The 24,624-nt window shown below is 68.2% G+C and carries 24 protein-coding genes and 1 pseudogene; 7 read left to right on the forward strand and 18 right to left on the reverse strand.

What is annotated here, in order from left to right; all coding sequences use genetic code 11:
- Nucleotides 1-608: pseudogene (locus M1L36_RS16380) on the forward strand (hypothetical protein); the annotation flags it as partial.
- A gap of 3 nt (nucleotides 609-611) precedes the next feature.
- On the forward strand, nucleotides 612-917 hold the full coding sequence (locus tag M1L36_RS16385) for a DUF7410 domain-containing protein (RefSeq protein ID WP_250874812.1): 306 nt from the start codon (nucleotides 612-614) through the stop codon (nucleotides 915-917).
- A 411-nt stretch (nucleotides 918-1,328) separates the two neighbouring features.
- Here M1L36_RS16385 and M1L36_RS16390 read toward each other — a convergent pair whose 3' ends face one another.
- From M1L36_RS16390 to coxB, 5 genes are read right to left on the reverse strand one after another with little or no spacing between them, the layout of a single operon-like run.
- A complete protein-coding gene (locus M1L36_RS16390) occupies nucleotides 1,329-2,027 on the reverse strand; it encodes a helix-turn-helix domain-containing protein (protein WP_250874813.1) in 699 nt (232 codons plus the stop codon).
- Between the two features lie 54 nt (nucleotides 2,028-2,081).
- Nucleotides 2,082-2,285, reverse strand: a complete 204-nt coding sequence (locus M1L36_RS16395) for a hypothetical protein (RefSeq protein ID WP_250874814.1) — start codon at nucleotides 2,283-2,285, stop codon at nucleotides 2,082-2,084.
- Nucleotides 2,282-2,545: a cytochrome C oxidase subunit IV family protein gene (locus M1L36_RS16400; RefSeq protein ID WP_250874815.1), complete on the reverse strand. Its 264-nt coding sequence runs from the start codon at nucleotides 2,543-2,545 to the stop codon at nucleotides 2,282-2,284. The genes M1L36_RS16395 and M1L36_RS16400 overlap by 4 nt, the downstream gene beginning before the upstream one ends.
- 46 nt (nucleotides 2,546-2,591) lie before the next feature.
- Nucleotides 2,592-5,120: a cbb3-type cytochrome c oxidase subunit I gene (locus M1L36_RS16405; protein ID WP_369694263.1), complete on the reverse strand. Its 2,529-nt coding sequence runs from the start codon at nucleotides 5,118-5,120 to the stop codon at nucleotides 2,592-2,594.
- Nucleotides 5,117-5,935 carry a cytochrome c oxidase subunit II gene (gene coxB, locus M1L36_RS16410; protein WP_250874816.1) on the reverse strand — a complete coding sequence of 273 codons (819 nt, stop codon included), beginning with the start codon at nucleotides 5,933-5,935 and terminating at the stop codon, nucleotides 5,117-5,119. The genes M1L36_RS16405 and coxB overlap by 4 nt, the downstream gene beginning before the upstream one ends.
- 134 nt (nucleotides 5,936-6,069) lie before the next feature.
- On the opposite strand from coxB, the gene M1L36_RS16415 reads away from it, so the two are divergent.
- Nucleotides 6,070-6,582 (forward strand): DUF6789 family protein, encoded by a 513-nt coding sequence (locus tag M1L36_RS16415; RefSeq protein WP_250874817.1) that lies wholly within the window; start codon nucleotides 6,070-6,072, stop codon nucleotides 6,580-6,582.
- 108 nt (nucleotides 6,583-6,690) lie between these two features.
- On the opposite strand, the gene M1L36_RS16420 is transcribed toward M1L36_RS16415, so the two are convergent.
- On the reverse strand, nucleotides 6,691-7,293 hold the full coding sequence (locus M1L36_RS16420; RefSeq protein ID WP_250874818.1) for an NUDIX hydrolase: 603 nt from the start codon (nucleotides 7,291-7,293) through the stop codon (nucleotides 6,691-6,693).
- Between the two features lie 39 nt (nucleotides 7,294-7,332).
- A complete protein-coding gene (locus M1L36_RS16425; protein WP_250874819.1) occupies nucleotides 7,333-8,313 on the reverse strand; it encodes a diacylglycerol/lipid kinase family protein in 981 nt (326 codons plus the stop codon).
- Nucleotides 8,314-8,367: 54 nt separating this feature from the next.
- Here M1L36_RS16425 and M1L36_RS16430 point away from each other — a divergent pair, with 54 nt between their 5' ends.
- Nucleotides 8,368-9,096 (forward strand): CehA/McbA family metallohydrolase, encoded by a 729-nt coding sequence (locus tag M1L36_RS16430; RefSeq protein WP_250875586.1) that lies wholly within the window; start codon nucleotides 8,368-8,370, stop codon nucleotides 9,094-9,096.
- 66 nt (nucleotides 9,097-9,162) lie between these two features.
- Here the strand turns inward: M1L36_RS16430 and M1L36_RS16435 are convergent, their stop codons facing one another.
- Nucleotides 9,163-9,576 (reverse strand): Lrp/AsnC family transcriptional regulator, encoded by a 414-nt coding sequence (locus M1L36_RS16435; RefSeq protein ID WP_250874820.1) that lies wholly within the window; start codon nucleotides 9,574-9,576, stop codon nucleotides 9,163-9,165.
- A 104-nt stretch (nucleotides 9,577-9,680) separates the two neighbouring features.
- On the opposite strand from M1L36_RS16435, the gene carA reads away from it, so the two are divergent.
- Nucleotides 9,681-10,742 (forward strand): glutamine-hydrolyzing carbamoyl-phosphate synthase small subunit, encoded by a 1,062-nt coding sequence (gene carA / locus M1L36_RS16440; protein WP_250874821.1) that lies wholly within the window; start codon nucleotides 9,681-9,683, stop codon nucleotides 10,740-10,742.
- 11 nt (nucleotides 10,743-10,753) lie between these two features.
- On the opposite strand, the gene M1L36_RS21695 is transcribed toward carA, so the two are convergent.
- From M1L36_RS21695 to M1L36_RS16455, 3 genes are all read right to left on the reverse strand, one after another.
- Nucleotides 10,754-12,052 carry an RDD family protein gene (locus M1L36_RS21695; protein ID WP_250874822.1) on the reverse strand — a complete coding sequence of 433 codons (1,299 nt, stop codon included), beginning with the start codon at nucleotides 12,050-12,052 and terminating at the stop codon, nucleotides 10,754-10,756.
- Between the two features lie 40 nt (nucleotides 12,053-12,092).
- The gene (locus tag M1L36_RS16450) at nucleotides 12,093-12,839 is read right to left on the reverse strand and encodes an SDR family oxidoreductase (RefSeq protein ID WP_250874823.1); all 747 of its coding nucleotides are present in this window, start codon (nucleotides 12,837-12,839) and stop codon (nucleotides 12,093-12,095) included.
- 91 nt (nucleotides 12,840-12,930) lie between these two features.
- The gene (locus M1L36_RS16455; protein ID WP_250874824.1) at nucleotides 12,931-13,494 is read right to left on the reverse strand and encodes an HD domain-containing protein; all 564 of its coding nucleotides are present in this window, start codon (nucleotides 13,492-13,494) and stop codon (nucleotides 12,931-12,933) included.
- 107 nt (nucleotides 13,495-13,601) lie between these two features.
- On the opposite strand from M1L36_RS16455, the gene M1L36_RS16460 reads away from it, so the two are divergent.
- Nucleotides 13,602-14,039 carry a DUF6069 family protein gene (locus M1L36_RS16460; RefSeq protein WP_250874825.1) on the forward strand — a complete coding sequence of 146 codons (438 nt, stop codon included), beginning with the start codon at nucleotides 13,602-13,604 and terminating at the stop codon, nucleotides 14,037-14,039.
- Between the two features lie 48 nt (nucleotides 14,040-14,087).
- Here M1L36_RS16460 and carB read toward each other — a convergent pair whose 3' ends face one another.
- Together carB and M1L36_RS16470 are read right to left on the reverse strand one after the other, a co-directional pair.
- The gene (carB, locus tag M1L36_RS16465; protein ID WP_250874826.1) at nucleotides 14,088-17,315 is read right to left on the reverse strand and encodes a carbamoyl-phosphate synthase large subunit; all 3,228 of its coding nucleotides are present in this window, start codon (nucleotides 17,313-17,315) and stop codon (nucleotides 14,088-14,090) included.
- 88 nt (nucleotides 17,316-17,403) lie between these two features.
- The gene (locus M1L36_RS16470) at nucleotides 17,404-17,979 is read right to left on the reverse strand and encodes a DUF7529 family protein (protein ID WP_250874827.1); all 576 of its coding nucleotides are present in this window, start codon (nucleotides 17,977-17,979) and stop codon (nucleotides 17,404-17,406) included.
- A gap of 113 nt (nucleotides 17,980-18,092) precedes the next feature.
- Between M1L36_RS16470 and M1L36_RS16475 the strand changes: the two genes are divergently transcribed.
- Complete coding sequence (locus tag M1L36_RS16475; protein WP_250874828.1) at nucleotides 18,093-18,497, forward strand: VOC family protein; 405 nt, start codon at nucleotides 18,093-18,095, stop codon at nucleotides 18,495-18,497.
- Between the two features lie 27 nt (nucleotides 18,498-18,524).
- Here the strand turns inward: M1L36_RS16475 and M1L36_RS16480 are convergent, their stop codons facing one another.
- From M1L36_RS16480 to M1L36_RS16500, 5 genes are read right to left on the reverse strand one after another with little or no spacing between them, the layout of a single operon-like run.
- The gene (locus M1L36_RS16480; protein WP_305794557.1) at nucleotides 18,525-19,622 is read right to left on the reverse strand and encodes an ABC transporter ATP-binding protein; all 1,098 of its coding nucleotides are present in this window, start codon (nucleotides 19,620-19,622) and stop codon (nucleotides 18,525-18,527) included.
- On the reverse strand, nucleotides 19,615-20,874 hold the full coding sequence (locus M1L36_RS16485; protein WP_250874829.1) for an ABC transporter ATP-binding protein: 1,260 nt from the start codon (nucleotides 20,872-20,874) through the stop codon (nucleotides 19,615-19,617). The genes M1L36_RS16480 and M1L36_RS16485 overlap by 8 nt, the downstream gene beginning before the upstream one ends.
- Entirely contained in the window at nucleotides 20,871-21,890 is a 1,020-nt protein-coding gene (locus tag M1L36_RS16490; RefSeq protein ID WP_250874830.1) for an ABC transporter permease, read from the reverse strand. Before M1L36_RS16490 ends, M1L36_RS16485 begins: the two co-directional genes overlap by 4 nt.
- Nucleotides 21,890-22,873 (reverse strand): ABC transporter permease, encoded by a 984-nt coding sequence (locus tag M1L36_RS16495; RefSeq protein ID WP_250874831.1) that lies wholly within the window; start codon nucleotides 22,871-22,873, stop codon nucleotides 21,890-21,892. The genes M1L36_RS16490 and M1L36_RS16495 overlap by 1 nt, the downstream gene beginning before the upstream one ends.
- 22 nt (nucleotides 22,874-22,895) lie before the next feature.
- Entirely contained in the window at nucleotides 22,896-24,602 is a 1,707-nt protein-coding gene (locus M1L36_RS16500) for an ABC transporter substrate-binding protein (RefSeq protein ID WP_250874832.1), read from the reverse strand.
- Between the last annotated feature and the right edge of the window lie 22 nt (nucleotides 24,603-24,624).

Here is a 24,624-nt window from a genome sequence, read left to right on the forward strand (position 1 = left end):
TACTGCTCGACGGCGTCGACGACGTGGCGTTCGTCGTCGCGCTCGTCTGGACGACGACGTTCGACGGTCTCGTCTCGACGCCCGTCTGGGCCGACTTCGCCGGACCGATCGTCGCCGCGGGCGTCTCGCCGCTCGCGGTCTACCTCGGCGCGCTCCTCGCGGGGTTCGGCCTGTTCTTCGGGGTGTACCGACTGGCCGCTCGGTTCGCTCGGCGGACCGCAGGCAGCTACGTCGCGACCGCCGAACTCGACCGTCGGTTCGCCGTCGCACTCCTCCCCATCGCCGCCGGCTACCACCTCGCGCACTTCCTGGGGTACTTCCTCACGCTGTCGCCGGCGCTCGTCGCCGTCCTCGGGTCGCCGCTGTCACCGCCGTCGAACCTCGTCGTCGCCGTCCTCCCCGGCTGGTTCGGCGGCGTCCAACTGGCGTGTGTCGTCGTCGGCCACCTCGTCGGCGTCTGGGTCGCCCACGGCGTCGCCTTCGAGACGTTCACCGGTCGGCTCCAACCGCTGCGGAGCCAGTACCCCTACGTCGTCGTGATGGTGGCGTACACGACGACGAGTCTCTGGCTGTTGATGCAGCCGTACGACGCCCCACCGTTCCTCTGAGCCATGTCCGACACGCCCACTCCCACGGATTCCACGCCCCACGGGTCGCCCGTCCCGACCGACGTCCCGCCGGACGCCGTCGTCGCGACCTGTCCGTACTGTGACCGACCGTTCCCGAGCGACCACCTGCGCGCGCTCCACCTCGGCGAGCGCCACGCGGCACGGTTGAGCGACCGAGAGCGCGACGCGTTCGAGCGTGCGGAGGAGACGGAGGTCGACGACCTGTTCGTCTACCACCTGAAGGTGGTGTCGCTCATCGTCCTCGTCGTGATGGGGCTGAGCTACGTCTACGCGTTCGCGCTGGTCTGACGCGGTGTCGAGGGCGTCGACGAGCGTCGTCCGGGAGTTCGACACTGTCACGTCGTGTTGTCCGACCGATTCGTTGAGAATAGTGTTATTACTCGCGTCGTCAATTCTCGGACGGACTCGTCCGCTCCGTCCACTCGACGACCGGGGACGGCGAGCGAGGGTGGATGCGCTCGCCTCCCCCGCACAGCGTGCCCGAGTCTCCCGCGCGGCGTCCCGAATGGCCTCTGACAACCCACGTGACGCCCCGCGGGACTCCCGACACCCGACGAGCGTCCGGTGTGGCGTCGTCACTCGCGACCGCTCGACCCGACACGGAGTGGTGCGCGACGGCCCCCGAGCGTGGCCCCGCCGTCGGCGACTCTCGTGGGTGACGACCCACGACGCTTCGTTCGGCGGTGTCGGAATAAACTGTCACGCTGACCCGTCAGTGTCGTCGTAGTCGGCGTCCGCGAGCAGGAGTTCGAACAGGGTCCGGTAGGCCTTCTGGAGGTGCGTGTTGAACGTCTGCTTCGTGATGCCCATGCGAGCGGCGAGTTCCGCGCCGGTGGACTGCCTGGGCCGCTCGTAGTACCCCCCGTAGTACGCGATTCGGAGCGCCGTCGACTGGCGGTCGGTCAGCGCCCGTTCGACGAGGCGACGGACCGCGTCGAAGGTCGTGACGTCCTCCCAGGCGACCAGCGCGAGGTCCGGGTACACCTCCCGGACGGCCGCCGCGACGGCGGCCCGGTCGACGTCGAGCGGGAAGTCGGCCGTTATCCGCACGCCGTTCGGGTCGGAGACGGCCGACCGCGTGCTGCCGTCGAACCGCGTGAAGGCGGTGAACAGCGAGTCCGAAGAGCCGTGGGTCTCGATTCGGTGGGTGTCGCCGACGGTGCTCAGCATCCGCGCGTCCAGCGTCGTCGGGAACTGCTCGACGGCCGCCAGCAGGTTTTCGACCGACCCCCCGGTGACCGTCCAGTACTGGAGGTGCGTCCCGTCGTCCAGGTGGACGACGGAGTCGACGGCGATGCTCACGTTCCCATCCAGGAGGCTGCGAAACGGCTCTGCGAGTGCGTCGGAGACGAAGTGGAGTCGCTGTCGTGACTCCCGGGGTTCGAGGTCGGTCGGCATCTGAGTGGTGGTCGCCGGGGGTGGGTCGACGGGTCCGTGGCGGCTCCGCGGCCGTCACTCCGGGTGGTCTGCGTGGTCGGTCGCGCCGTCACCCTCGTACGAGGCGATGGCGACGGTCATGACGGCGACGCTCGCGAGGACGACGACGCCCCCGGCGGCGACGACGACGTTCCCGAGGTGGGCGTACGTCGCGTACAGTACGATGGCGAGACCGACGACGGTGCCGACGACGGTGGTGAGTGCGACGGTGCCGTTCATGTTCCCGTGATGGAGTAGGCGGCCGCCAGCGTCAGTGCCAGCGCGGCGACGAGACCGATGGTCACGACGTAGGTGATGGCCCGCGGTTCGTACCGGAGGTGCTGGAAGTACGCGGCGACGAGCAGCGCCTTCACCGCCGACAGCGCCATGATAACGCCGAAGGCGGTCCAGTAGTCCAGTCCGGCGAACTCGACGGCGACCTGGAGCGTCGCGAAGACGAACAGGACGCCGTAGATGACGGTGTACAGTCTCGTATTCATCGGTCGGTCCCTCGGTTTCCGGGTGTGGTTCGGGTCGTCATGGGTCTCACAGGATGTAGAACAGCGGGAACAGGAACAGCCAGACGATGTCGACGAAGTGCCAGTACAGGCCGAAGTACTCGACCGGCCGGTCGTCGTCGAGGTACGCCCCGCCCCACGCCCGCACGAGCATGTAGCAGACGATGACGAGGCCGACGATGACGTGGGCGGCGTGGAGGCCCGTCGTCAGGAAGTACGTCGACGTCTCGACGCTCGTCGAGAGCCACTGGCCCTCGTGGTACAGTTCGTACCACTCGATGCCCTTGTTGCCGAGGAAGCCGACGCCCAGCAGGAGCGTCACGAGCAGGCTGACGACCAGCCCGTTGCGACTCCCCTTCTGGGCGGCGACCATCGCCAGCACGACGGCGAACGAACTCGTCAGCAGGATGTAGGTGTTCATCAGCCCCGGGATGGGGTCGTGGGGGACGATCTCCCACGCGCTCCAGCCGAAGGCGACGCGGATGAACACGTACGCGCCGATGAACGCGCCGAACAGCACGACGTCGCTCGCGAGGAAGAACCACATCCCGAGTTTCGTGTTCTCGACGCGGGCGAACGGCCAGGACTCGCCGAACGGCCCCGACGGCCCGTGGAACGTCTGGCTCTCGCGGGCCATCCCGACGAGCGTGTAGAGGCCGAGGCCGAACCCGGCGACGGTGAGCGTGACGTACAGCGTCGCGCCGCTCGGGAGCCCCGAGAGACCCAGCAGGACGAGGAAGCCCGCCACGGAGATGCCGAACGGCCAGATGCTCGCGTGGCTCTCCTCGTGGCTCTCGCCGGTGAGCGCGCCGTCTACAGCGGCGACGCCACCGTCCGACCGGGTCTCGCCGCTCCCGTCCGCGGCGGCGATGCCCGACGGACGTGGCCCCATATCCTCGAGGAACTGCAGGGAGCCACCGTCGTAGCTCGGGCGGCCGGGGTAGTTCTCCAGCGGCGGTGGCGAGGGGACGGCCCACTCGGCGGTCGTGACGTAGCGCCAGGGGTCGCCCGCCGCCTCCTCGCCGCTGACGAGGCTGACGTAGAAGTTGTAGAACATGACGAGGAACGACGCCCCCAGCAGGAACGCTCCCGCCGTCGCGAGCTGGTGCCACGGCTGGAAGACGGCCGGGTAGTCGAACACTCGACGGGGCGTCTCCCAGGCGAGGAACATCGGGAAGTACACGAGGTTGAACCCCACGAAGTACATCCCGAAGTGGACCTTCCCGAGGAACTCGTCGTACATCCGCCCGGTCATCTTCGGGTACCAGTAGTAGATGGCCCCGACGAGGCCCGTCACGCCCCCGACCATCACGTAGTGGAAGTGCGCGACGACCCAGTACGTCCCGCGGAACTCGAAGTCAAGCACGACCGCACCGAGGAACACCCCGGTGATGCCCCCGAGGATGAACAGCGCGAGCGCGCCGAACGCGAACAGGAAGGGCGTCTTGAAGCGGATTCTGCCCTTGATGGTCGTGTAGATGAGCGCGAACACCATCAGGTCGAACGGCAGCGAGATGCCGATGGTGGTCGCCATGAACAGCGTCTTGACGGGGAGGTTGATGGACGTGAGGAACATGTGGTGCATCCAGACGAGGAACGACTGGAGCGCGACGAGCACCATCGCCGCGATGAACCACTTGCGACCGACGATACGCCGGCCGGTGAACGTCTGGAATATCTCCGCCATCGCGCCCAGCGCCGGGAAGAAGACGATGTACACCTCCGGGTGGCCGAAGAACCAGAACAGGTGCGCCCAGAGGACGGAGCCACCGGCGTCCGTCGCGGCGAAGTAGACGGTTCCGAGGATGCGGTCGGACGAGAGGATGATGAGCGCGGCCAGCAGCGCGGCGAACGCGAACAGCATCATCCACACCGTCAGCAGGATGGTCCAGGTGAACAGCGGCATCCGCCGCAGGGTGAGACCGGGCGCGCGCATCCGGTGGATGGTCGTCAGGAAGTTCACCGACCCCACCGTCACCGAGGCGGTGAACATCAACAGCGCGAGGATGGCGGTCGTCGCGCCGATGTTGGGCATGTAGATGGGGACGTTCAGCGGCGCGTACATCGTCCAGCCACCCGAGAACGTGCCGCCCTGGAAGAAGGAGATGCCGAACAGCACGCCCGAGAAGAGGTAGAGCCAGTACGACAGCGCGTTCAGCCGCGGGAACGCGAGGTCTTTCGCGCCGATCTGGAGCGGGACGACGTAGTTCGCGAAGCCGAAGGCGAACGGCGAGAGGAACCAGAACACCATCAACAGGCCGTGTGAGGAGACCGCCTGGTTGTACGCCGCGTCGGTGAGGATGGTGCCGCCGGGTTCGAGCAGTTGCACCCGAATCAACAGCGCCAGCACGCCCCCGAAGACGAGGAAGAACAGCGCCGTGACGACGTAGAGGATGCCGACGTCCTTGTGGTTCGTCGTGACGAACCAGCGGCGTATCGACTCCATCGGCGGGAGGCCGTGTTCGTGACTCGACTCGTGGACGTGGTCGCCGGTCGCCGGCAGGTCCGCCGTCGCGTGACCACCGTCCGTCTCTCTCGGTGTCGTATCGTCGCTCATGACGTGTTCTCGCTGGCGTTCGTACTGGCGGTGCCACTCGCGTTCGTCCCGTTACCGGCGGTGGGGGTCGCGGTCGCGTTCTCACCGCTCGCGTCGCCCGACCCGTTCCCGCTGGCGTTCTCGCCCATCGAGGCGTACCACTCCTCGTAGGCCGACGGCTCCATCACGACGACCTTCGCGTTCATCCCGGAGTGGCCCGCGCCGCACAGTTCGTAGCAGTGAGCCTGGTACTCGCCGGGCTGTTCGGCGATGAACCACGTCTCGGTCGTCTGACCGGGGATGGCGTCGGTCTTCGCCCGTAACGCGGGGATACCGAAGTTGTGGAACACGTCGTCGGAGGTGACGACGAGTCGGACGCGCTGGTCGGCGGGGACGTGTAGCTCGAAACTCGACTCGCCGTTCGGGTAGATGAACTCCCAGGCGAACTGCTGGCCGACGACCTGAATCTCCAACTCCTCGTCGGCCTCCTGAGCGCTCACTGGTGACTCGACGTACAGCAGCGTCCCGTACGTCCAGACGATGAGCGAGATGACGACCACCGCACTCAGCGCGAACGAGAGGAACAGCTTCCGACCCTTCCCGCCGCCCGTGGGCAGTTCCCCCAGGTACGGCCGGTCGTCGTCGCCGTCGGCGGCGTGGTCGCCGGTCGACCGGTACCGGTAGGCGCTGTACGTCATGTAGCCGATGACGATGATTCCGACGAGCGTCCCCAGCGCGATGAACACCCAGTAGATACTCTCGAAGACGTTCATCCGCGTCCCCCTCGGGATGAGGTCGTCGACCTGCACGACCAACTGAATCACGTCGCCGTTCATCGAATCGCCCTACGTCTGTTGTCCTCTCAAACTACTTAACTTTGCTGCGCGTTAGCAATGCACTGGTGAATGTCCTAACAACTGTAATCATAAACGCCGTTAAAGTTAACAGCTTCGACTGCCGTATCCACTGTATGCCAGACGCCACCACGGAGTTCGACGACCCGACGCTCGCCGAGCAGGTCGAGGAGTACGACCGGCTGTTCGGTATCGTCGGCGACGGACTCATCGGGGCCGCCGGAGGGCTCGTCGGGACGGCGCTGATGACCGGCGTGCTGTTCGTCGCCGCCCAGGTGGGGGCGTTCTCGTTCACGTCGTTCGCGTCGCTGGCGGACCCGCTCGGCCTCGGCGACGTCTCGCAACCAGTGCTCGTGGGCTACCTCATCTTCCTCGCCAACGGTATGGTGCCGTGGCCGCTGCTGTTCGCCGCACTGATGGAGTACCTGCCGGGGGAGCGCCCGCCGGTCAGCGGGATGTTCTTCGGGGCCGCCCTGTGGACGGGGTTCGTCCTGGGGTTCTACACCGACTACACGGGACTGACGCTGGCGCTCTACGCCGTGTTCACGCTCGTCGCCCACCTCGTCTACGGCTTCGGCGTCGGCCTCGTCTTCGAGTACCTCTCGAACCGACCCGAGTCACTCGTCTGAGTGTCTGAGGTGAGAAAAACGATTCTTCCAACGTAAGATACGCGTCGGCGGTCCGACAGTCGTTACGGAAAGCCGTGTCAACCGAACGAGTACCGAGCCATCGCCCGCCTACTGCTCGAAGTCCCGGCGCATCGCGATCTCGAACCACGGGCAGAGCCGAAGCTGTCGGTAGTATCGTGGGTTCTCGTAGAGGTCCTCGTAGTCGACCCACAGCAGTCCCTCGACCTCGTCAGGGTCGCGGTCGATGTCGCCGTCGGTGAGCGTGCATTTCAGCACCGAGCAGACCTCCCACTCCAGGCCCTCGTTGAGGTAGTAGCGCTTGTACTCGAACTTGTCCGTCACGCGGAGGTTGTCGTACTGGTCGGGCGTGAGACCGAGTTCGTCCTCGAGGCGTTCGCGGGTCGCGGCCTCCTGGCTCTGGCCCTGGACGGGGTGGGAGGCGACGGTGCCGTCCCAGTAGGTGTCCCACAGGCGTTTGTTCGAGGCGCGCTGGGCGAGGAGGACGCGGTCGTCGGAGTCGAAGACGAGGACGGTGAACGCGCGGTGGCGGATGCCGTGGCCGGTGTGGGCCTCGAGGCGGTTCTCGATGCTCTGCTCGTTGTCGTCCTCGTCGACGGCGACGACGTGCTGTTCGGCGTTCTTGGCGGTCTCGTCGGTCCGGGCGGCCGACCGTTCGGCCTGCTCGGAGTCCGTGGCGTCCTCGATGCTCATAGCTCACCCTCCGTCCACCCCTCATAAGGTAGCTTCGACTCAGCGCCCCCCTGGTGGGTGGACGACGTAGTCGGGACCCACCGGCATGCGGAGGGCGTTCCGTCGGACCTCGACGGTGAGTTCCCGTGCCGACACCATCTCGCCGTCGAGGCTGAACGTCGCCGCCTCGTCGGACCGCAAGCTCACTTCGGCGTGGGCGGTCTGCAACCGCGAGAGGCTGTCGGGGTCGCGGTCGAACAGTTCGAACAGCGCACCGCCACCGACGAGGTCGGCCGCCGGTCGGTCCTCGATGACGGTGACGTCGAGCAGGCCGTCCTCGATGTCGACGGCCGGCCCCTCCTGGTCGGGGAACCCTCGCCCGTTACCGAAGATGACGAGCGCGGCCCGCCCCGACCAGCCCTCGCCCCCTTCGGCGGGGCGGATGGTGATGTCCAGGCCGTCGTACGCCGCCAGTTCCCGCATCGAGTTGGCGACGTACGCGAAGACCCCGTAGCGCTGTTTCTGCTCGGGCGTCGTCGCGGCGCTCGCGTCCGCGGTCAGCCCGCAGATACACGAGTTGAGGAAGGGGATGGGACTCCCGCCCTCGACGGTGACCGTCCCCAGGTCGACGCTTCGGACCTCGCCGTCGGCGAGGACCTCGAACGACTGCTCGACGCTCTCGATGCCGACGTTCTCCGCGAAGTCGTTGCCGGTGCCGCCGGGGACGATGCCGAACTCCACCTCCGGGAGCGCCTCGGCCTGCCACAACCCCCGGACGACGTGGTTCAGCGTCCCGTCGCCGCCGCAGGCGACGACGCGGTCGAACTCGCTCGCCGCCTCGCGAGCGATGTCGATGGCGTCACCCTCGCGGTCGGTCTCCCGGAGGTCGTAGCCGTACTGCTCGGTCAGCGCGCGTACCTGCGAGCCGTGGTCACCGTCGCCGCTGACCGGGTTCAACACGACGAGTGTCGTCTCGGGAGCGCCCGCCGGGTCGTCGAGGTCCATGTCGGTCTGGGGGGCGTCCGTGTCGGGCGGTACCATACACGGGTTGTTACGAGCGGAAGGACAAAGGCGTACACCTCGGTAGTGCAAGGCGTGTTCGCGCTCGACCTGCACACGCACACGCGGTTCTTCCACGGGTTCGAGAGTCGACCGACGCCGTTCGACCCGGTCGGCGCTCGACTGCTGGGCGAGGTCGCCCACCGGCGCGGGCTCGACGGCCTCGCGTTCACCAACCACGACTACTACGAACCGCAGGCCGCCGGCCCGGTCGCCCACGTCCCCGGTATCGAGGTGACGACGACCCGCGGGCACGTCCTCGTCGTCGGCCCCGACCCGCCGCGGTTCACCCGCCCCGAACGCCTCGAACCGGAGGCGGTCGTCGAGATGGCCCACGACCGCGGCTGTGCGGCCATCATCGCGCACCCGTATCGTAACTCGACCGTGCGCGAGGTCGACGCCGACTTCGACGCCATCGAGGTCAACGGGAAACACCCCCGGACCCAGGAGTGGGTCGAACGCCTCGCCGCGGACCACGGTCTCCCACTGGTCGGTGGCAGCGACGCTCACTACCCCATCGAGGTGGGTCGGGCGTTCACCCGCGTCGACGCCGACGAACTCACCGCCGAGGCGGTCGTCGACGCCATCCGCGACGGCGACGTCGAACCCGTCGTCGGCGACTTCCTCACGGACCGCCTCCTCCGGCGCTTCTACCGGCGCATCCACGAACAGAAACGCCACCTCCAGCGCCCGGCCTGGCTCGATGGCGAGGGCGGCACGGAGGAACCGACCCCCGGCGTCGGGAGCGCCCCGGACGAGGACTGACCGGGCGTCCGGTCACCGAGGACGTTCGGTACGGCAGTTCTTGCGCGGATTACGGATTTCGTAGCGCTACCCGAGTCGTTCGTCGAGGATGAGTCGCGTCTTCGTCGAGACGACCTCCGTCTGCTCGCGGGCGCGCGTGATGAGGTCGTTGACACCGCGCGTGTCGGCCGCGTCGACGATGAGCACCAGGTCCTCCTCGCCGCTGACCTGCCAGACGAAGTCGACGCTGTCCCACGTCGCCATCCGCTCGGAGATACCCGCGGTGTCGACGGCGACGTCGACGCCGATCTCGATCATCGCCTTGACGTTGCCCGTGTGGGTCGCGACGGTGAATCGCTCGATGACGCCGTCGGCGACGAGTTTGTCCACGCGGTTCCGGACGGTCCCCTCGCTCGTCCCCACCTCGTCGGCGATCTCGGTGTACGGTGTGCGGGCGTCTCGGCGAAGCACGTCGAGGATGTCGCGGTCGAGTGCGTCCATGAGATGTGTCACTACCTTCCGGCAACACTTGGCGATTACGAATTTCGCAACGAGGCTTCGAAGGACAACAACTAAGAGGCCGGTCGGCTAGGTGATTCGTAACGATGGACGCCTACGTGGCAATGGAGGACGGACGTGTCGTCGCGGCGCGCGGTCGTGCTCCCGGTCGTACCCGTGGCGAACTGGTGTTCACAACAGCCTACACGGGCTACGAGGAGAGCCTCACCGACCCCTCTTACGAGGAACAGGTGCTCACCTTCTCGTACCCCCTCATCGGCAACTACGGCGTCCGAACCGAACGATTCGAGTCCGAGCGCGTCCACCCCACCGCCGCCGTCGCCCGCGAGTTCACCGACGAGGTGGCCGAGTGGCTGGAGAACGAGGGTGTGCCGGCGCTCGACCACCTCGACACTCGCGACCTCGTCACGACCGTGCGCGACGAGGGCGCGATGAAGTGCGGTATCGCCGTCGGCGAGGACGTCACCCCCGAGGACGCCCGCGAAGAGCTCGCGAACTGCGTGGGGATGAGCGACCACGTCGACATCGGCGACCAGGTGTCGGTCCGCGACGAGGTCGTCTACGAGGCAGACGGGGACGGCCCGACGGTCGCCCTGCTCGACTGCGGCGTGAAGGGGAGCATCGTCTCCTCGCTCGTCGACCGTGGCGCGACGGTCCACCGCCACCCCCACGACGCCACCCCCGAGACCGTCGCCGACTGCGACCCCGACGTGCTGTTCGTCTCGAACGGCCCCGGCGACCCCGAGAACTTCGAGGCGACCCAGGCGACCGTCCGGGAGTTCGCCGGGGAGGTGCCCATCGCGGGCATCTGCCTCGGCCAGCAGATCGTCGCCAGCGCGCTCGGCGGCACCACCGAGAAGATGACGTTCGGCCACCGCGGGGTCAACCAGCCCGTGATGGACCTCGAATCCGGCCAGGTCGTGATGACGACCCAGAACCACGGCTACACCGTCGCCGACCCCGGTCCGCTCGACGTGACCCAGATCAACGTCAACGACGACACGCCCGAGGGCCTGGAGAGCGACGAACTGGACGTGCTGACCCGCCAGTACCACCCCGAGGCCAACCCCGGCCCCGAGGACACGCTCGGCTTCTTCGACGACGTGCTCGGCATGGCCGAGTGTCGAACGCCGCTGCTCGCGGACTGAGCCGACCGGTCCTACGGCCCCGACACCGTCCTCCTGACGACGGTTCCCGCAAGCAGGTCGCCTATCCGCCGCTTGTCCCGCGTGACCGACGCGACGAGCGCACCCAGGAGGTAGAAGACGAGGAAGTCGACCGGTCTGAGGAGGTTCCGGACGAGCACGCGCCACCCCGCCGGTGGTGTGCCGTCGTCGTCGGTGACGACGATGCCGACCGCGCGTTTTCCGACCGTCTGGCCGAAGGCGGCTTCGAGGCCCACGAAGTACGCCACGAGCGCACCGACGGCACCGACGGCACCGACGGCACCGACCGTGAGCGCGAGCGTCTCGAACCCGCCGACCAGCGAGGCGAGCACGCTCTCCACCTGCACGGTGAGGGCCGCCCCCACGACGACCGCGACGGTGGCCGCACCGAGGTCGACGATTGTCGCCCCCGCCCGTGAACGAACGCTTGCGGGCACGCCGGGTGCGACGTAGTCGTCCTCGTCGGACTCGTCCTCGGTCGGCCCGTCGCGCTCGAACCCCGTCTCGACGCGCCCGGGTGTTCTGAGCCAGCGTGGACGGTACGTCCGGACGACGTGGTCGGACGCCGAAATCATGCCGTCGACGTGACCCTTCCCCGTGACGAGCACGCCGCGCTCGTACCCGTTCTCGGCGGCGAGCGTCGCCGCCCGTTCGGTCATGAACTCGTTGTGTGCGTCGAGCGTCTGGCGGATGAACGCCCCGCCCGCCACGATTGCGACCGTGGCGAGCCACAGCGAATCGGCCGGAAGGGAGACGGGTTCGGGTCCGAAGAGGAGAGTGGCGGCCACGGCGCCGGCGAGGACCGCGACCGGGGCGGCGAGTCGGCGGTCGACCCGAGCGGTCCCGACGACCGCACCCGTCCCCACCAGCACGGCGCAGACGAGAATCGCGTTCGACAGCGGTGCCAGCGATGCCACCGCGAGAAACACCACCCACTCCCCCGCCGTCCGCCACCCGCTCAGTTCACGAGCGAACTCGGGGAGGGGCCGGTCGACGGTGTGCAGCGGCACTCCCCGCTCCTCGGCCAGGTCGCTCGTCGCGACGAGTTCCGGTGGCGCGTACCGTCGGGTGCACAGGACGACCAGCGGTGCGAAGAGTATTCCGTAGAAGAGGAAGCCGAACAGCGAGAGCGGCGCGTGCAGGAGCCCCCGGAGATACGGACGCGGCTCGACGGGTTGCGTCTCCAGAAACAACGCGTCGGCGTCGGCGGTGTCGAGATACGAGTCCAACTCGGAGCGTACCTTCCCGAGGCGGTCGACGTGGACGACGCCGAACAGGTGAAGGGCGAACACGGTCACGGTTCGCGGACAGTCGGGTTGAACGTATCGCCGACTACCGCCGTTTCTCGACGACCAGTTCCGGGAGCTGCCAGTCCACCTCGACGACGCCCGAGGGGTTCCCGCGCAGGTCGTCGCGAGCGACGACCTCGAAGGTGCGACCCGCCGCGTCGGGGGTGAACAGCGAGGCGACGAGCAGTCGCGCCACGTCACGGCGGGGAATCGCCCCCGAGACGGTGTCCCCTCCTTCGCCCACGACGACGTCCTCGGTCGCAGGGCCACTCCGGAGACCGCCCGGTCGGATGACCGTGTACGGGACGCCCGACTCCCGGAGTGCGTCTTCGCCACGCTCTTTCGCCTCGAGGATACCGAACAGGTCGAAGAACGCGCGGAGCGAGGCGGGGAGGGCCTCCGCGGAGTCCCCGACGCCGAGCGAGGAGACGAGAGCGAACCGTTCGACGCCGACCGTCTTCGCCGCGTCGACGAGGTTCTCGACGCCCTCGCCGTCGACCAGCGTCGCCCGGACGGTCCGGATACTCGGCGAGTCGCCGACCGCGCAGACGACCGCGGTCACCGGGTCACGGTCGGCCCCTCCACCGACGGCACGGTGGGCGTCGCCGAGGTCGAGCAGGTCGGCGACGACCACCTCGTCGGCCCCCTGTAGCTCCAGCGTCTCGACGTTCTCGGGGGAACTCGTCACCGCACGGACGCGAACGCCGGCGTCGAGGAGCAGCGCCATCGCCTCGCGGCCGGTCCGACCGTTCGCACCGGCGACGAGGACGAACGCGTCGTCGGGGTTCATACTCGACCGAACGGAAGGGGTCGGTATCTCGGTTGCGTCGTCACGAGGGCGTGACCGTCTCGGCCCGTCGAATCGACCAGTCGCAGCGTGCTCAGGCGTCGCGCAGGTCCGACAGCACGCGAAGCCGGATAGCGCTCGCAGCCACCTCGTCGGCCCGTCGAACGACCTCCGCTTCGAGAGTCGCCGGGTCGACCGTCGTCCGCGAGGTGTGTGAGAGGACGACGTGCTGGAGGTCGACGGGCAGGCCGGCCGCCGCGACGAGGTGGACGCCGTAGTGGGGGTGGCCGAGCAGGTCCCCGACGGCCGTCTCCGCCATTTCGTCGAACTCCGCGAGTTTCGAGACGTCGTGGACGAGCGCCCCCGCCACGATGAGGTCCATCGACAGGTCCGGGTCGCGCCGCTCGGCGAGCGTCTCCGCGAGTGCGATGGCACAGGCGGTCACGTCGCGGACGTGGCCCACGAGGTACTCGTCGTCGATGTCCAACTCCCGTTGGGCTGGTGGGAACCACGGTACTGCGTCCAGGTCCGTGACGTCGTTCTCGGCCATCGCCGTCGTCCAGGCCCGGACCACGCCCGCGCGCAGGTCGTCGTCCTCGATGCGGTCGAGTTCGGGGAACGCCTCGCGGACCGTTCGGGTCAGTGACTCCTCGTCCATACCCACCGGTCGGCAACCTCACGGGAAGAAACACCACGGTTCGACCGCGGCGCGACCGTGTCAGAGCGCGCGCGACTCAATACCACCCGTCGCTTACACGGTGTGTCATGTCGACGTCCACTCCCACCAGTCCCGACGCCAGCACCCGCACCCGTCTCAGCGCGAACGCGCTCGTCCGGCGGGGCGTCGCGGCCGTCGCCCTCGGACTCCTGTTGACTGTCGTCACGCGCCTCGTCGCCGTCACCTTCGACCCGTCGCTCGCCGACGTCGCACAGTTCGGGTGGGGCCCCGTCGTCGCGGTCACCGTCGTCGCCGCCGTCGGCGCGACGGTCGTCTACGCGCTACTCGACCGGTTCACCGCCCGGCCCGACCGCTGGTTCCTCGCCGCCGTCGTCGTGTTCCTGTTCATGCTCGCGCCGCTGACGCTCGGTGCCGGTTCGCTCGGTCTCGCCGCGAACGCCCAACTCGGTCTCGGTGCGCTCCACCTCGCCGCGGCGGTCGGCATCACCGTCGGCGTCCTCGGTGGCGGTCGGATGCGCCGCTGAGCGGCGGTTCTCGGTACCCGGAACGGGGTCCCAGTAGGTCGGCCGTCGTTACTCCCCGCCCCACTCGCGGGCGACGGTCGGCCGGTCGCTGACCGGTAGCACGTCGAGCGGGTCGCCCTTCGCGTCGAGCGCCGCCAGCGTCGCACGGGCGCTCGCTTCCGTCGAGACGTAGGGGACGTCCTCCTCGACGGCCGTCGCGAGCGCCTCCCGACGGTCGGTGACGAGCAGGTCGACCTTCCCCTCGCGGAGCGCGCCGAACAGCGCCGCCTCGTCGTCGAACGTCGCGAGGTCGTAGTGCTCGGCGAACGACTCGTGGAGGTCGTCGAAGTGGACCACGGCGGTTCCGGACGCCGCGATGGGGGACCCCGCGGCGTCCTGAGCCTTGTCGTAGGCCTTCGCGAACGACCGGGCAGTGCCCATCACCTCACCCGTCGACTTCATCTCCGGGCCGAGCCGTGGGTCCGACCCCGGTAGGCGGTCGAACGGCAACACGACCTCCTTGACGCTCGTGTGTTCGGGGATGCGTTCTTCGGCGTCGAGGTCGCCGAGCGAGCGGCCGGCCATCGCCTTCGCCGCGAGTTTGGCGATGGGGACGCCCGTCGCCTTCGAGACGAACGGGACGGTCCGTGAGGAGCGTGGGTTCGCCTCCAGCACGTACACCTCGGCTCCTGACTCGCTCTCCTTGACCGCCAGTTGGACGTTCAGCAGGCCGACCGTGTCGAGGGCACCGGCGATGTCCTCGGTCACCTCGCGGACGCGCGCGAGGGTCGCATCGTCGAGCGACCGGGGCGGAATCGAACACGCCGAGTCCCCGGAGTGGACGCCTGCGGTCTCGACGTGCTCCATGATGCCGCCGACGAGCACGTTCTCGCCGTCAGCGACGGCGTCCACGTCGAGTTCGACCGCGCCGTCGAGGAACTGGTCGACGAGGATGGGTTTGTCCGGCGAGACCCTGACCGCCTCCTCGATGTAGCGTTCGAGGTCGGCGTCGGAGTGGACGACGCGCATCGCCCGCCCGCCGAGGACGTAGGAGGGACGGACGAGCACCGGATACCCCAACTCGTCGGCGAGGTCGAGTGCCTCCTCGCGGCTCGTCGCCGTGCCGCCTTCCGGCTGGGCGATACCCATCTCGTCCATCAGCGCGTTGAACCGGTCGCGGTCCTCGGCGAGGTCCATCGCGTCGACGCTCGTCCCCAGCACCGCACAGTCCAGCCCGCGACGGGCGAGTTCGGTCTCCAGCGGTTCGCCGACGTTCACCGAAGTCTGGCCGCCGAACTGGACCATGACGCCGTCCGCGCCGGTCGCTTCGACCACGTCCGCGACCTCTTCGGCGCTGATCGGTTCGAAGAACAGGCCGTCGGAGGTGTCGTAGTCCGTCGAGACGGTCTCGGGGTTGTTGTTGACGACGTGAGCGTCGATGCCGAGTTCGCGCAGCGCGCGCACGGCGTGGACCGCACAGTAGTCGAACTCGACGCCCTGGCCGATGCGGATCGGGCCGCCGCCGACCACGACGACGCTCTCGACGTCCGTGTCGACCTGGACCTCCTCGCGCCCGATGCCGCTGATCGGGTCGCGCGCCGAGTAGTAGTACGGTGTCGAGGCGGCGAACTCGCCGGCGCAGGTGTCGACCTGCTTGAACCGGCGGTCGGTCGTCGTCGCGGCCACGTCGTCCAGGTGAGCGCTCGCGTCGAAGGCGTCGCCACCCGCGACGACCGCCGACGTGGACGCCCCGTCCGCGAGCGCCGCGACCTGCTGGTCGGTGAACCCGACGTCGCCGACCAGTTCGAACTCACCCGCCGGTGCGTCCTTGGCTGCGTCGGCGATACGCGCGTAGCGCTCGACGTACCACGACTCGATGCCCGTCAGGTCGGCGACGCGTTCGACGTCGTAGCCGCGGTCGAACGCCTCGAAGATGGCGAACGAGCGGTCCGGCGACGGGCGTTCGAGGTACTGCGCGTCGAGTTCGTCGTCGTCGACGTCGGCCCAGTCGACGGCCGGGTCGTACTCCGCCGACCGGAGCGCTTTCAGTAAGGACTCCTCGAACGTGCGCCCGATTGCCATCGCCTCGCCCGTCGACTTCATCGCCGTCCCGAGCGTGAAGTCGACGTCCTCGAACTTGTCCTGTGGCCAGCGTGGGACCTTCGTCACCACGTAGTCGATGGCGGGTTCGAACGCCGCCGTCGTCTCGCCGGTGATCTCGTTCTCTATCTCGTGGAGGCGCTTGCCGAGGGCGACCTTCGCCGTCACGCGAGCGATGGGGTAGCCCGTCGCCTTCGACGCGAGCGCCGAGGACCGGGAGACACGCGGGTTCACCTCGACGACGCGGTACTCGCCGCCAGGGGTGCCGTCGTCGCGCCACGCGAACTGGATGTTACAGCCACCCTGAATCCCCAACTCGCGGATGACGTCGAGCGCGGCGGTCCGCATCTCCTGGTGGCCGTCGTCGGGGATGACCTGCGAGGGCGTGACGACGGTGGACTCGCCCGTGTGGATACCCATCGGGTCGAGGTTCTCCATGTTGCAGATGATGATACAGGAGTCGTCGGCGTCGCGCATCACCTCGTACTCCAACTCGACCCACCCAGCGATGGACTCGGTGACCAGCACCTCGCTGTTGCGCGAGAGGCGCAGCCCCTTCCGCACGCGCTCGACGAGTTCCTCGCGGTCGTGGACGACCCCCGACCCCGAGCCACCGAGCGTGTACGTCGTCCGCGAGATGACCGGCAGGCCGCCGACGGCCTCGACGGCGTCGTCGACGCGCTCTTCCAGTGCCGCGCCGTCGAGTTCGGTGACCGACTCGCCCTCGTCGAGCGTGATGGTCGTCGAGCGCGGGACGGGTTGGCCGATGTTCTCCATGCGCTGGCGGAACAGGTCGCGGTCCTCCGTCGCGTAGATGGTGTCCAGCGGCGTCCCCATGATGTCGACGTCGTACTCCTCTAAGACGCCCTCCTCGGCGAGTTCGGCGGTGACGTTCAGGCCCGTCTGTCCACCGAGACCGGCGATGACGCCGTCGGGGTTCTCGCGGGCGATGACCTCCGAGATGGCCTCGGTAGTGATGGGTTCGATGTACACCGCGTCGGCCATCTCCGGGTCGGTCATGATGGTCGCCGGGTTGGAGTTGACCAGGACGACTCGTGCGCCCTCCTCCTGCAACGCCCGGCACGCCTGCGCGCCGGAGTAGTCGAACTCGGCGGCCTGCCCGATCTGGATCGGGCCGCTGCCGATGAGCAGGATGGTCGGGTTCTCCTCGGGGACGCCGTCAGCGTCGTCGCTCATTACACCCACCGAATCGGCACATCGTAATAAGACCGACGAATTTCTGCGAAAGCCGCAGACGATTTACGAATATCGAAACGCCCCCGGACTACTCCAACTCCGCCTCCCTGACGTCCTCTGGGAAGAACGGTTCTGGGTGTTCGAGCGCGAACTCGACTGTTCCGTCGCGTTTGAGTCGGTGGGCGCTGACGCCGAGCGTCTCGCCGTCGTCGAGGCTGTGGTACAGCTTCTTCCCGTGGCCGAAGTCGTAGTAGCCCGGCACGAACACCGCGCGCTTGCGCTCCTCGTCGCGGAGGACGAGCAGGAAGAACACCATCGCCACCTCCGCGCGGAACACGTCGTAGTCGTCGACGTCGCCCGCGTCGACGAACTCCACGAGCGCCTCGTACTCGCTGTCGGGCAGGAGGACGTCGAACGCGCGGGCATCGAAGTCCGGCCACACCTGTCCGGGGTGCAGTTCCAGCGTCTCCCACCCGCGCTCGCGGTACTCCTCGGCGGTCACTTCCATGTCCGCGACGATGTCCTCCCAGTACTCCCTGACGCCACCGAGACCCTTCACGGGCGTCGGTTCGTCCATCGCGGGCGGCGCTTTCTCCGGGACGTCCTCGCTCGCCGCTTCCGCATCGTCGCCTCCCGACCCTTCGGTCGGTTCCTCGTCGCTCATGGTACGCGAGTGCCGCGCGTGGGTTGAATAGCTGTCGCGAGCGCGGCGGTAGCCCACCTCGCCGTGTCTCGGCCCCGAGCGACGGTTATGTTCGGTCGCGACGTCCCGACGCCATGGAGCCACACATCAGCATCGTCACGCTCGGCGTTACGGACCTCGAGCGCTCGGTTCGGTTCTACCACGAGGGACTCGGCCTCCCGATGCAGAGTCGAGCGCCCGACTCGGACGTCGCGTTCTTCGACCTCGCGGGAGCGTGGCTCTCGTTGTACCCGCGCGACCTGCTCGCCGAAGACGCGACGGTCGACCCCGACGGGTCGGGGTTCGCCGGCGTCACCGTCGCGCACAACGTCGCGTCCCCGGAGGCCGTCGACGACGTGCTCGCGGAGGCCGCGGCCGCCGGTGGCGACGTCGTCAAACTCGGTCAGGAGGTGTTCTGGGGTGGCTACTCGGGGTACTTCGCCGACCCGGACGGCCACCTGTGGGAGGTGGCGTGGAACCCCGAGTTCGACCTCGACTAGACCACGACTCGGCAGGGTGCCGACGGGTCAGTCGGCCTCGCTCGGTGACTCGTCGGGACCCGTCGACTCGCCGACACCGTCCGCTCCCTCCGAGTCGGCGGCGTTCTGCGCGATGGGCGTGCTCTCCCAGTAGGCGTGGCTCTCGTCGAGACGGAAACACGCCGCCTCGTGGTTCCGCCCCACGTCGTAGGCGGGCGGTTCCTCCCGGCACGCCTCGCGGGCGTACGGACACCGGGTGTGGAAGTGACACCCCGCGGGCGGGTTGCGCGGCGAGGGGACGTCCCCCGCGAGCGCGTCGACCCGCCGACCGTGTTCGCTCGTCGCCGCCCGCGGCACGCTCTCCAGCAACGCCTGCGTGTAGGGGTGCTGGGGGTCCTCGAAGATGTCGTCGGTCTCGCCGATCTCCACGATCTCCCCGAGGTACATCACGGCGACGCGGTCGCAGATGTGCCGGACCACCGAGAGGTCGTGAGCGATGAACAGGTACGTCAGCCCGAACTCCTCCTGGAGGTCCTCCAGCAGGTTCAACACCTGCGCCTGGACGCTCACGTCGAGCGCGCTCACCGGTTCGTCGAGGACGACGAACTCCGGTTCGAGCGCAAGCGCGCGGGCGATGCCGACGCGCTGGCGCTGACCGCCCGAGAACTCACTCGGGTAGCGGTCGACCTGACTGGCCGAGAGGCCGACGCGTTCGAGCAACTCCTTCGCGCGCTCGCGACGCCCCTCCCGGTCGGACTGGCCGTGTATCTGGAGCGGTTCGGCGACGATGTCGCCGACGGTCATCCGCGGGTCGAGGCTGGAGTACGGGTCCTGGAACACGACCTGTGCGCGCCGGCGGAACCGCTGGCGGTCGTCGTCGCCCATCGCGAACACGTCCTCGCCCTCGAAGTAGACGTGGCCGCCGGTCGCCTCCCGGAGCGCCAGCAGGGTCTCGCCGGTCGTCGACTTCCCACAGCCGGACTCGCCGACCAGCCCCAGCGTCTCGCCGGGGGCGATGTCGAAGCTCACCCCGTCGACGGCCTTCACGCTCTGTGGCTCGCGCCCGAGCAGGCGGTCGACGAACGTGTCCTGCTCGTAGTAGTACTTCTGGAGCGATTCGACGCGGACGAGTGGGTCGTCAGTCATTCTGCTGGGCCTCCTCGGCCGGTCGGTCGTCGTCGGTTCCACCGTCGACCGGCCCCGTCTCCGCGGGCCGTCCCGCCTCGAAGTAGTCCGGCGGGAGCGCCTCGCGCTCGTCGTAGGGGTGGTCGGCCAGCACGCACCGGGCGCGGTGCTCGGCGCTCCCCTCCGCTTCGTACTCCGGCGGGTGCTGGAGGCACTCGGTCATCGCCTTCGGACAGCGGTCCGCGAAGTAACACCGGTCACCCATCTCCGAGTCGAGCAGCGAGGGGACGTTCCCCTCGATGGGCTGGAGTCGCGGCGCGGGGTCGTCGAGGTCCGGAATCGACCCCAACAGCCCCTCGGTGTAGGGGTGGGTCGGTCGGTCGAACACGTCCTCCAGCGTCCCGCGTTCGACCACCTCGCCGGCGTACATCACGCAGACGCGGTCGCACATCCGGGCGATGACGCCGAGGTCGTGGGTGATCATCAGGACGCTCATGTCGCGTTCCTCCTGGATGTCCCGGAGCAGGTTGAGAATCTGGGCCTGGATGGTGACGTCCAGCGCCGTCGTCGGTTCGTCGGCGATGAGGACGTCCGGTTCGCCCGCCAGCGCCTGGGCGATCATCGCCCGCTGGAGCATCCCGCCCGAGAACTGGTGGGGGTACTCGCGAGCGCGCTGTTCGGGGTCGGGGATGCCGACCTGTTCGAGCAGTTCGACGGCGCGCTCGTGGCTCTCGTCGTCGGTGTAGTCGAGCGTCGGGACGACGCTGTCGAGCAGGTACCGACCGAGACCGTACCCCTGCGTCCGCGACCGGGTCGAGCGCGGGTTCGCCCGCGCCCGCCGCTGCACCTCGACGGCCTCGGCGATCTGCTCGCCGACCGGAATCGAGGGGTTGAAGCTGCTCATCGGGTCCTGGAACACCATGCTGAACGAGGGGCCTCGCAGTGCCCGACGGACCCGCGTCGGGAGCGCTCGCAGGTCGACGAACTCGCCGTCGGCCGCGTCGGAGAACTCCTCGGCGAGGTCGGCGTTCCGGTACCACAACTGCCCGCTCGTGACCCGGCCCGGCGACTCGACGAGGTCGATGAGCGACAGCGCGGTGACGGACTTCCCCGACCCGCTCTCGCCGACGATGCCGAGAATCTCACCGTCTCGGACGTCGAACGAGACCGATTCGACGGCGTTGACCTGCCCCTCGTCGGTGAAGAAACGCGTCGAGAGGTCACGCACCCGAAGGACGTCCTGGCGCGAGGCCACCCCGTTGGAGTGGCTCATGCGCCGGACCCCCCTTCTCCGCCCAGGCCGGGGTCGAGCGCGTCGCGTAGCCAGTCACCGACGAGGTTGATGCCGATGACCGCGAGCACGATGGCGAGGCCGGGCACCGTCGCGATCCACCACGCCGTCGCGAGGTAGTCCCGCCCTTGGTTGATGTCGAACCCCCAGGACAGCGACGTCCCCGAGAACCCGAGGTACGACAGGGCGCTCTCCAGCAGGATGATGGCCGCGACCTGGATGGTCCCGAGGACGAGGATGGGCGTCACGCTGTTCGGGAGGACGTGCTTCCGGATGACGAACGCGTCGCTCGCGCCGAGGCTCCGGGCTGCCTTCACGTACTCCTCCTCGCGGACCGACAGCGCCTCGCCGCGGGCGACGCGGGCGAACCACACCCACGTCACGAGTCCCACGACGACGATGACCGTCCCCGGCAGGACGATGTCGGGCGGCATCGACGGCGCGAGACCGGCGGCGACGAACGGGTCGGGAATCCGCCACACCGCCTGCTGCCACAGGCCGACGAGCGCGACCGCCAGCACGAGCGACGGGAACGCGAGCATGACGTCCGCGAAGCGCATCAGCGCGTCGTCGACCCGGCCGCGGTAGTAGCCCGCGACGAGACCGATGGGGACGCCGATGAGCATCGCCAACAGCGTCCCGAGCGCGCCGACCAGCAACGAGGTCCGCGCGCCGTAGATGACCCGCGAGAGCATGTCCTGACCGAGCTGGTTCGTCCCGAGCGGGTGGTCCCACGTCGCGTTGACGGTCGTCCGCTCGCTGACCACCTGGACCGAGCCGTTGACGAACTGCGAGGACGTCGAGTTCTCGGTCTCGGTGAACCCCATCGGCGGGAGTCGACTGTCCTCCAGCGACTGACTGCGGGGGTTGTACGGCGCGAGCAACGGCGCGAACACCGCGACCAGCAGGATGGCGACGACGAGGGCGACCCCGATCTTCGCCAGCCAGTTGTTCCGCCACTCGCGTTTGAGGTTGCGGATAGTGCGTGGCGAGACCATCACTCAATCACCCGTGGGTCGAGGTACGCGTACAGCGAGTCAACGACGATGTTGACGAGGACGAACCCCGTCCCGATGACGATGAGACTCCCCTGTAAGACGGGCCAGTCACGGTTGTTGACCGCCGAGATGACCTGCTGGCCGAGGCCGGGCCAGTTGAACACCTGCTCGGTGATGACCGCCCCGCCGATGAGCGTCCCCAACTGGAGGCCGACGACGGTGATGACCGGGATGAGCGTGTTGCGGAGCGCGTGGCGATAGCGCACCAGCGTCTCCGGAATCCCCTTCGCTCGGGCGGCCTGCACGTAGGACTTCCCGAGTTCGTCGAGCATCCCGCTGCGGGTCAGTCGGGTGATGAGCGCCGTGAAGTACGTCCCGAGCGTGAGCGCCGGGAGCGTGATGTGGGCGAGCCACGTCTGCATCCCCGAGACGTTCCCCTCGAACAGCATCCAGAACGCCGTCGAGAACGCGATGCCCCGCCGCCCGACCGGGAAGAGGTCGATCTGGACGGCCAGCACCAACAGCAGCATGATGCCGAGCCAGAAGTTCGGCGTACTGATGCCGAGCAGCGAGAACGTCGTCGCACCGTAGTCCGCCGGCTGGTGGCGGCGCGTCGCGCTGACGACACCGAGCGGTATCGAGAGCACGACGGCGACCACCGTCGCGGCGACGGCCAACTCGACGGTCGCCGGGAGCTTCCCGAACACGATGGCGCTCGCCTCCTGGCCGAAGATGTAGGAGTAGCCCATGTCGCCGTTCAGCAACCCGACGAGGTAGTCGACGTACTGGACGTACAGCGGTTCGTTCAGCCCCAGTTCGGCGGCGATTCGTTGTCTGAGTTCCTGACTCGCGTCCTGCGGGGCGACGAAGTCGACGGGGCTCCCCGGCGTGATGAACCGCAACAGGAACACCACGGTGATGACACCCCAGACGACCAGGATACCCTGCAGTACCCGCTTCAGGAGGAAGCGTCCGTACGACATCAGCGAATCCCTGTAGTCGCCATCAGTTACTGGAGTTGCCCGAACTGTTCCCGCCCTCGGTGGTGCCGCCGGACTCGTCACCGGAGCCTGCTCCCTCGCCGGCCATCGACTGCGCCTGGTCGATGAGGCCGTCGACCTCCTCGTTGCTGTAAGAGGTGAGCGCCCCGTCGGTGGTCAACAGCGGGATGATGGTCTGGCTGGCGTCGAACGTCGCGTTCCCCCACCCGATGAGGTAGAAACTCGGCCCCGTCGAGATGTCGCCGTCGAGTAGCTCCTCGGCGAGCGTCCCGAACTCGCGCTGGCGGACCGACGCCGAGACGTTCGGCAGTTCGTCGATCTGGCCGGCGACCGCCTGCGCGATCTCGAGGTCACCGAGGTAGCGACCGACGGGCGTGTGGAGCGTAATCTCCGCGCCCGCGTAGCCGCTGTCCTCGACGAGTTGCTGCGCCCGCTCGGGGTCGGACTCGTAGGGGCCGACGTCGGAGTTGTAGCCGACGAACCCCTCCAGCGTGGGTTGGCCCGTCGGGTCGGCGAACCCCGCGAGGATGTTCTCGATGATGCTCGGCAGGTCGATGGCGTAGTTCATCGCCTGCCGGAACTCCACCGAGTCGAACGGTTCGGCGTTGTACACCATCGCGTTGTAGATGACGCGCGTACTCGGGACGGGGCTCAACTCGGTGTTCCCGTTCTCCTGGACGCGGCCGGCGTCCTGTGGTGGGACGTTGACGATGATGTCGGTCTCGCCGCCGAGGAGCTGGTTGACCCGTGTGCTGGACTCGCCGGCGGCCGTAATCTCCAGGGTCTCGGCCGGTGCCGGTTCGCGCCAGTAGTCCTCGTAGCGCGTGTAGCTCACGCTGACGTCCTGTTCGTAGCTGTCGAGCTGGAACGGGCCGGTCCCGTTCATGTTGGAGTTGATGAACGGCCCCTCGTTCTCCTCGATCCAGGACTGCTGGACGATGTCACAGTACGACGCGAACAGCGAGAACACGATGGGGTTGATGCCGTCGGAGCTCACGTCGACGGCGCGTTCACCGTCGACGACCTCCGCTCCGGTGACACCCGAGAGCTGGTCGCTCTGGGGGCTCACCAGCCCGCCGACCTCGTCGTCGACGATGCGGTTGATGGAGAACGCCACGTCCGCCGGCGTCAACTCCTCGCCGCTGTGGAACGTGACGCCCTGTCGAATCGTGAACCGGACAGTGCCGTCTTCGACGCGCTCGTAGCCGTCCGCGAGCACCTCGACGATGTTCCCGTCCGCGTCGCGACCCAACAGCCCCTCGTAGGACTGGAGGACGATGTTGTCCGTCGTCGTCTCGCGGTGGTCGTGGGGGTCGAGCCCCGAGTCCATCTGGCTCTGGGTGATGCGGACGCCCGTCCCCTCCTGGGGGACGATCTCGTAGGCGTCGATGCGCTCGTCGCGGCGGGCCTCCCACTCGATGCGGTTGGACTTCCCGTAGACGCTGTACTGGCGGTTGAGGAAGATCCACGGGGCCTGGTCGTGGAGCAGCAGGTTCGCCCGCTGGAGGTACTCCTCGCGGGTCTCGGGTTCGGGGAGCTCCGTCCCCTGGTCGCCACCCGTACTCTGGTTGCCGCCGCCACCGGTGCCGTTCCCGTCCCCACCCGAGCCGTTACCGCCGTCGTCGCCGGTACATCCCGCGAGCGCTGCCGTCGCTGCGGCCCCTCCTGCAAGTTTCAAGAACGACCGTCTGTCCACTGACTCGCCTGTCATGCATTGACATCACGTATGATAC

This window comes from Halomarina rubra, from assembly GCF_023699475.1.
GTDB classification, from domain to species: Archaea; Halobacteriota; Halobacteria; order Halobacteriales; family Haloarculaceae; genus Halomarina; species Halomarina rubra.

Bases quoted from the DNA above. Each gene is read 5' to 3' on its own strand.
- M1L36_RS16400 (WP_250874815.1), bottom strand. From the start codon at position 2,545: ATGAATACGAGACTGTACACCGTCATCTACGGCGTCCTGTTCGTCTTC.
- M1L36_RS16500 (WP_250874832.1), bottom strand. From the start codon at position 24,602: ATGACAGGCGAGTCAGTGGACAGACGGTCGTTCTTGAAACTTGCAGGA.
- M1L36_RS16390 (WP_250874813.1), bottom strand. From the start codon at position 2,027: ATGCCGACCGACCTCGAACCCCGGGAGTCACGACAGCGACTCCACTTC.
- M1L36_RS16385 (WP_250874812.1), top strand. From the start codon at position 612: ATGTCCGACACGCCCACTCCCACGGATTCCACGCCCCACGGGTCGCCC.
- M1L36_RS16435 (WP_250874820.1), bottom strand. From the start codon at position 9,576: ATGGACGCACTCGACCGCGACATCCTCGACGTGCTTCGCCGAGACGCC.
- M1L36_RS16490 (WP_250874830.1), bottom strand. From the start codon at position 21,890: ATGGTCTCGCCACGCACTATCCGCAACCTCAAACGCGAGTGGCGGAAC.
- M1L36_RS16455 (WP_250874824.1), bottom strand. From the start codon at position 13,494: ATGGACGAGGAGTCACTGACCCGAACGGTCCGCGAGGCGTTCCCCGAA.
- coxB (WP_250874816.1), bottom strand. From the start codon at position 5,935: ATGAACGGCGACGTGATTCAGTTGGTCGTGCAGGTCGACGACCTCATC.
- M1L36_RS16450 (WP_250874823.1), bottom strand. From the start codon at position 12,839: ATGAACCCCGACGACGCGTTCGTCCTCGTCGCCGGTGCGAACGGTCGG.
- M1L36_RS16470 (WP_250874827.1), bottom strand. From the start codon at position 17,979: ATGAGCGACGAGGAACCGACCGAAGGGTCGGGAGGCGACGATGCGGAA.
- M1L36_RS16420 (WP_250874818.1), bottom strand. From the start codon at position 7,293: ATGAGCATCGAGGACGCCACGGACTCCGAGCAGGCCGAACGGTCGGCC.
- M1L36_RS16475 (WP_250874828.1), top strand. From the start codon at position 18,093: ATGGAGCCACACATCAGCATCGTCACGCTCGGCGTTACGGACCTCGAG.
- M1L36_RS16495 (WP_250874831.1), bottom strand. From the start codon at position 22,873: ATGTCGTACGGACGCTTCCTCCTGAAGCGGGTACTGCAGGGTATCCTG.
- carB (WP_250874826.1), bottom strand. From the start codon at position 17,315: ATGAGCGACGACGCTGACGGCGTCCCCGAGGAGAACCCGACCATCCTG.
- M1L36_RS16405 (WP_369694263.1), bottom strand. From the start codon at position 5,120: ATGAGCGACGATACGACACCGAGAGAGACGGACGGTGGTCACGCGACG.
- M1L36_RS16480 (WP_305794557.1), bottom strand. From the start codon at position 19,622: ATGACTGACGACCCACTCGTCCGCGTCGAATCGCTCCAGAAGTACTAC.
- M1L36_RS16415 (WP_250874817.1), top strand. From the start codon at position 6,070: ATGCCAGACGCCACCACGGAGTTCGACGACCCGACGCTCGCCGAGCAG.
- M1L36_RS16460 (WP_250874825.1), top strand. From the start codon at position 13,602: ATGTCGACGTCCACTCCCACCAGTCCCGACGCCAGCACCCGCACCCGT.
- M1L36_RS16425 (WP_250874819.1), bottom strand. From the start codon at position 8,313: ATGGTACCGCCCGACACGGACGCCCCCCAGACCGACATGGACCTCGAC.
- M1L36_RS16485 (WP_250874829.1), bottom strand. From the start codon at position 20,874: ATGAGCCACTCCAACGGGGTGGCCTCGCGCCAGGACGTCCTTCGGGTG.
- M1L36_RS16395 (WP_250874814.1), bottom strand. From the start codon at position 2,285: ATGAACGGCACCGTCGCACTCACCACCGTCGTCGGCACCGTCGTCGGT.
- carA (WP_250874821.1), top strand. From the start codon at position 9,681: ATGGACGCCTACGTGGCAATGGAGGACGGACGTGTCGTCGCGGCGCGC.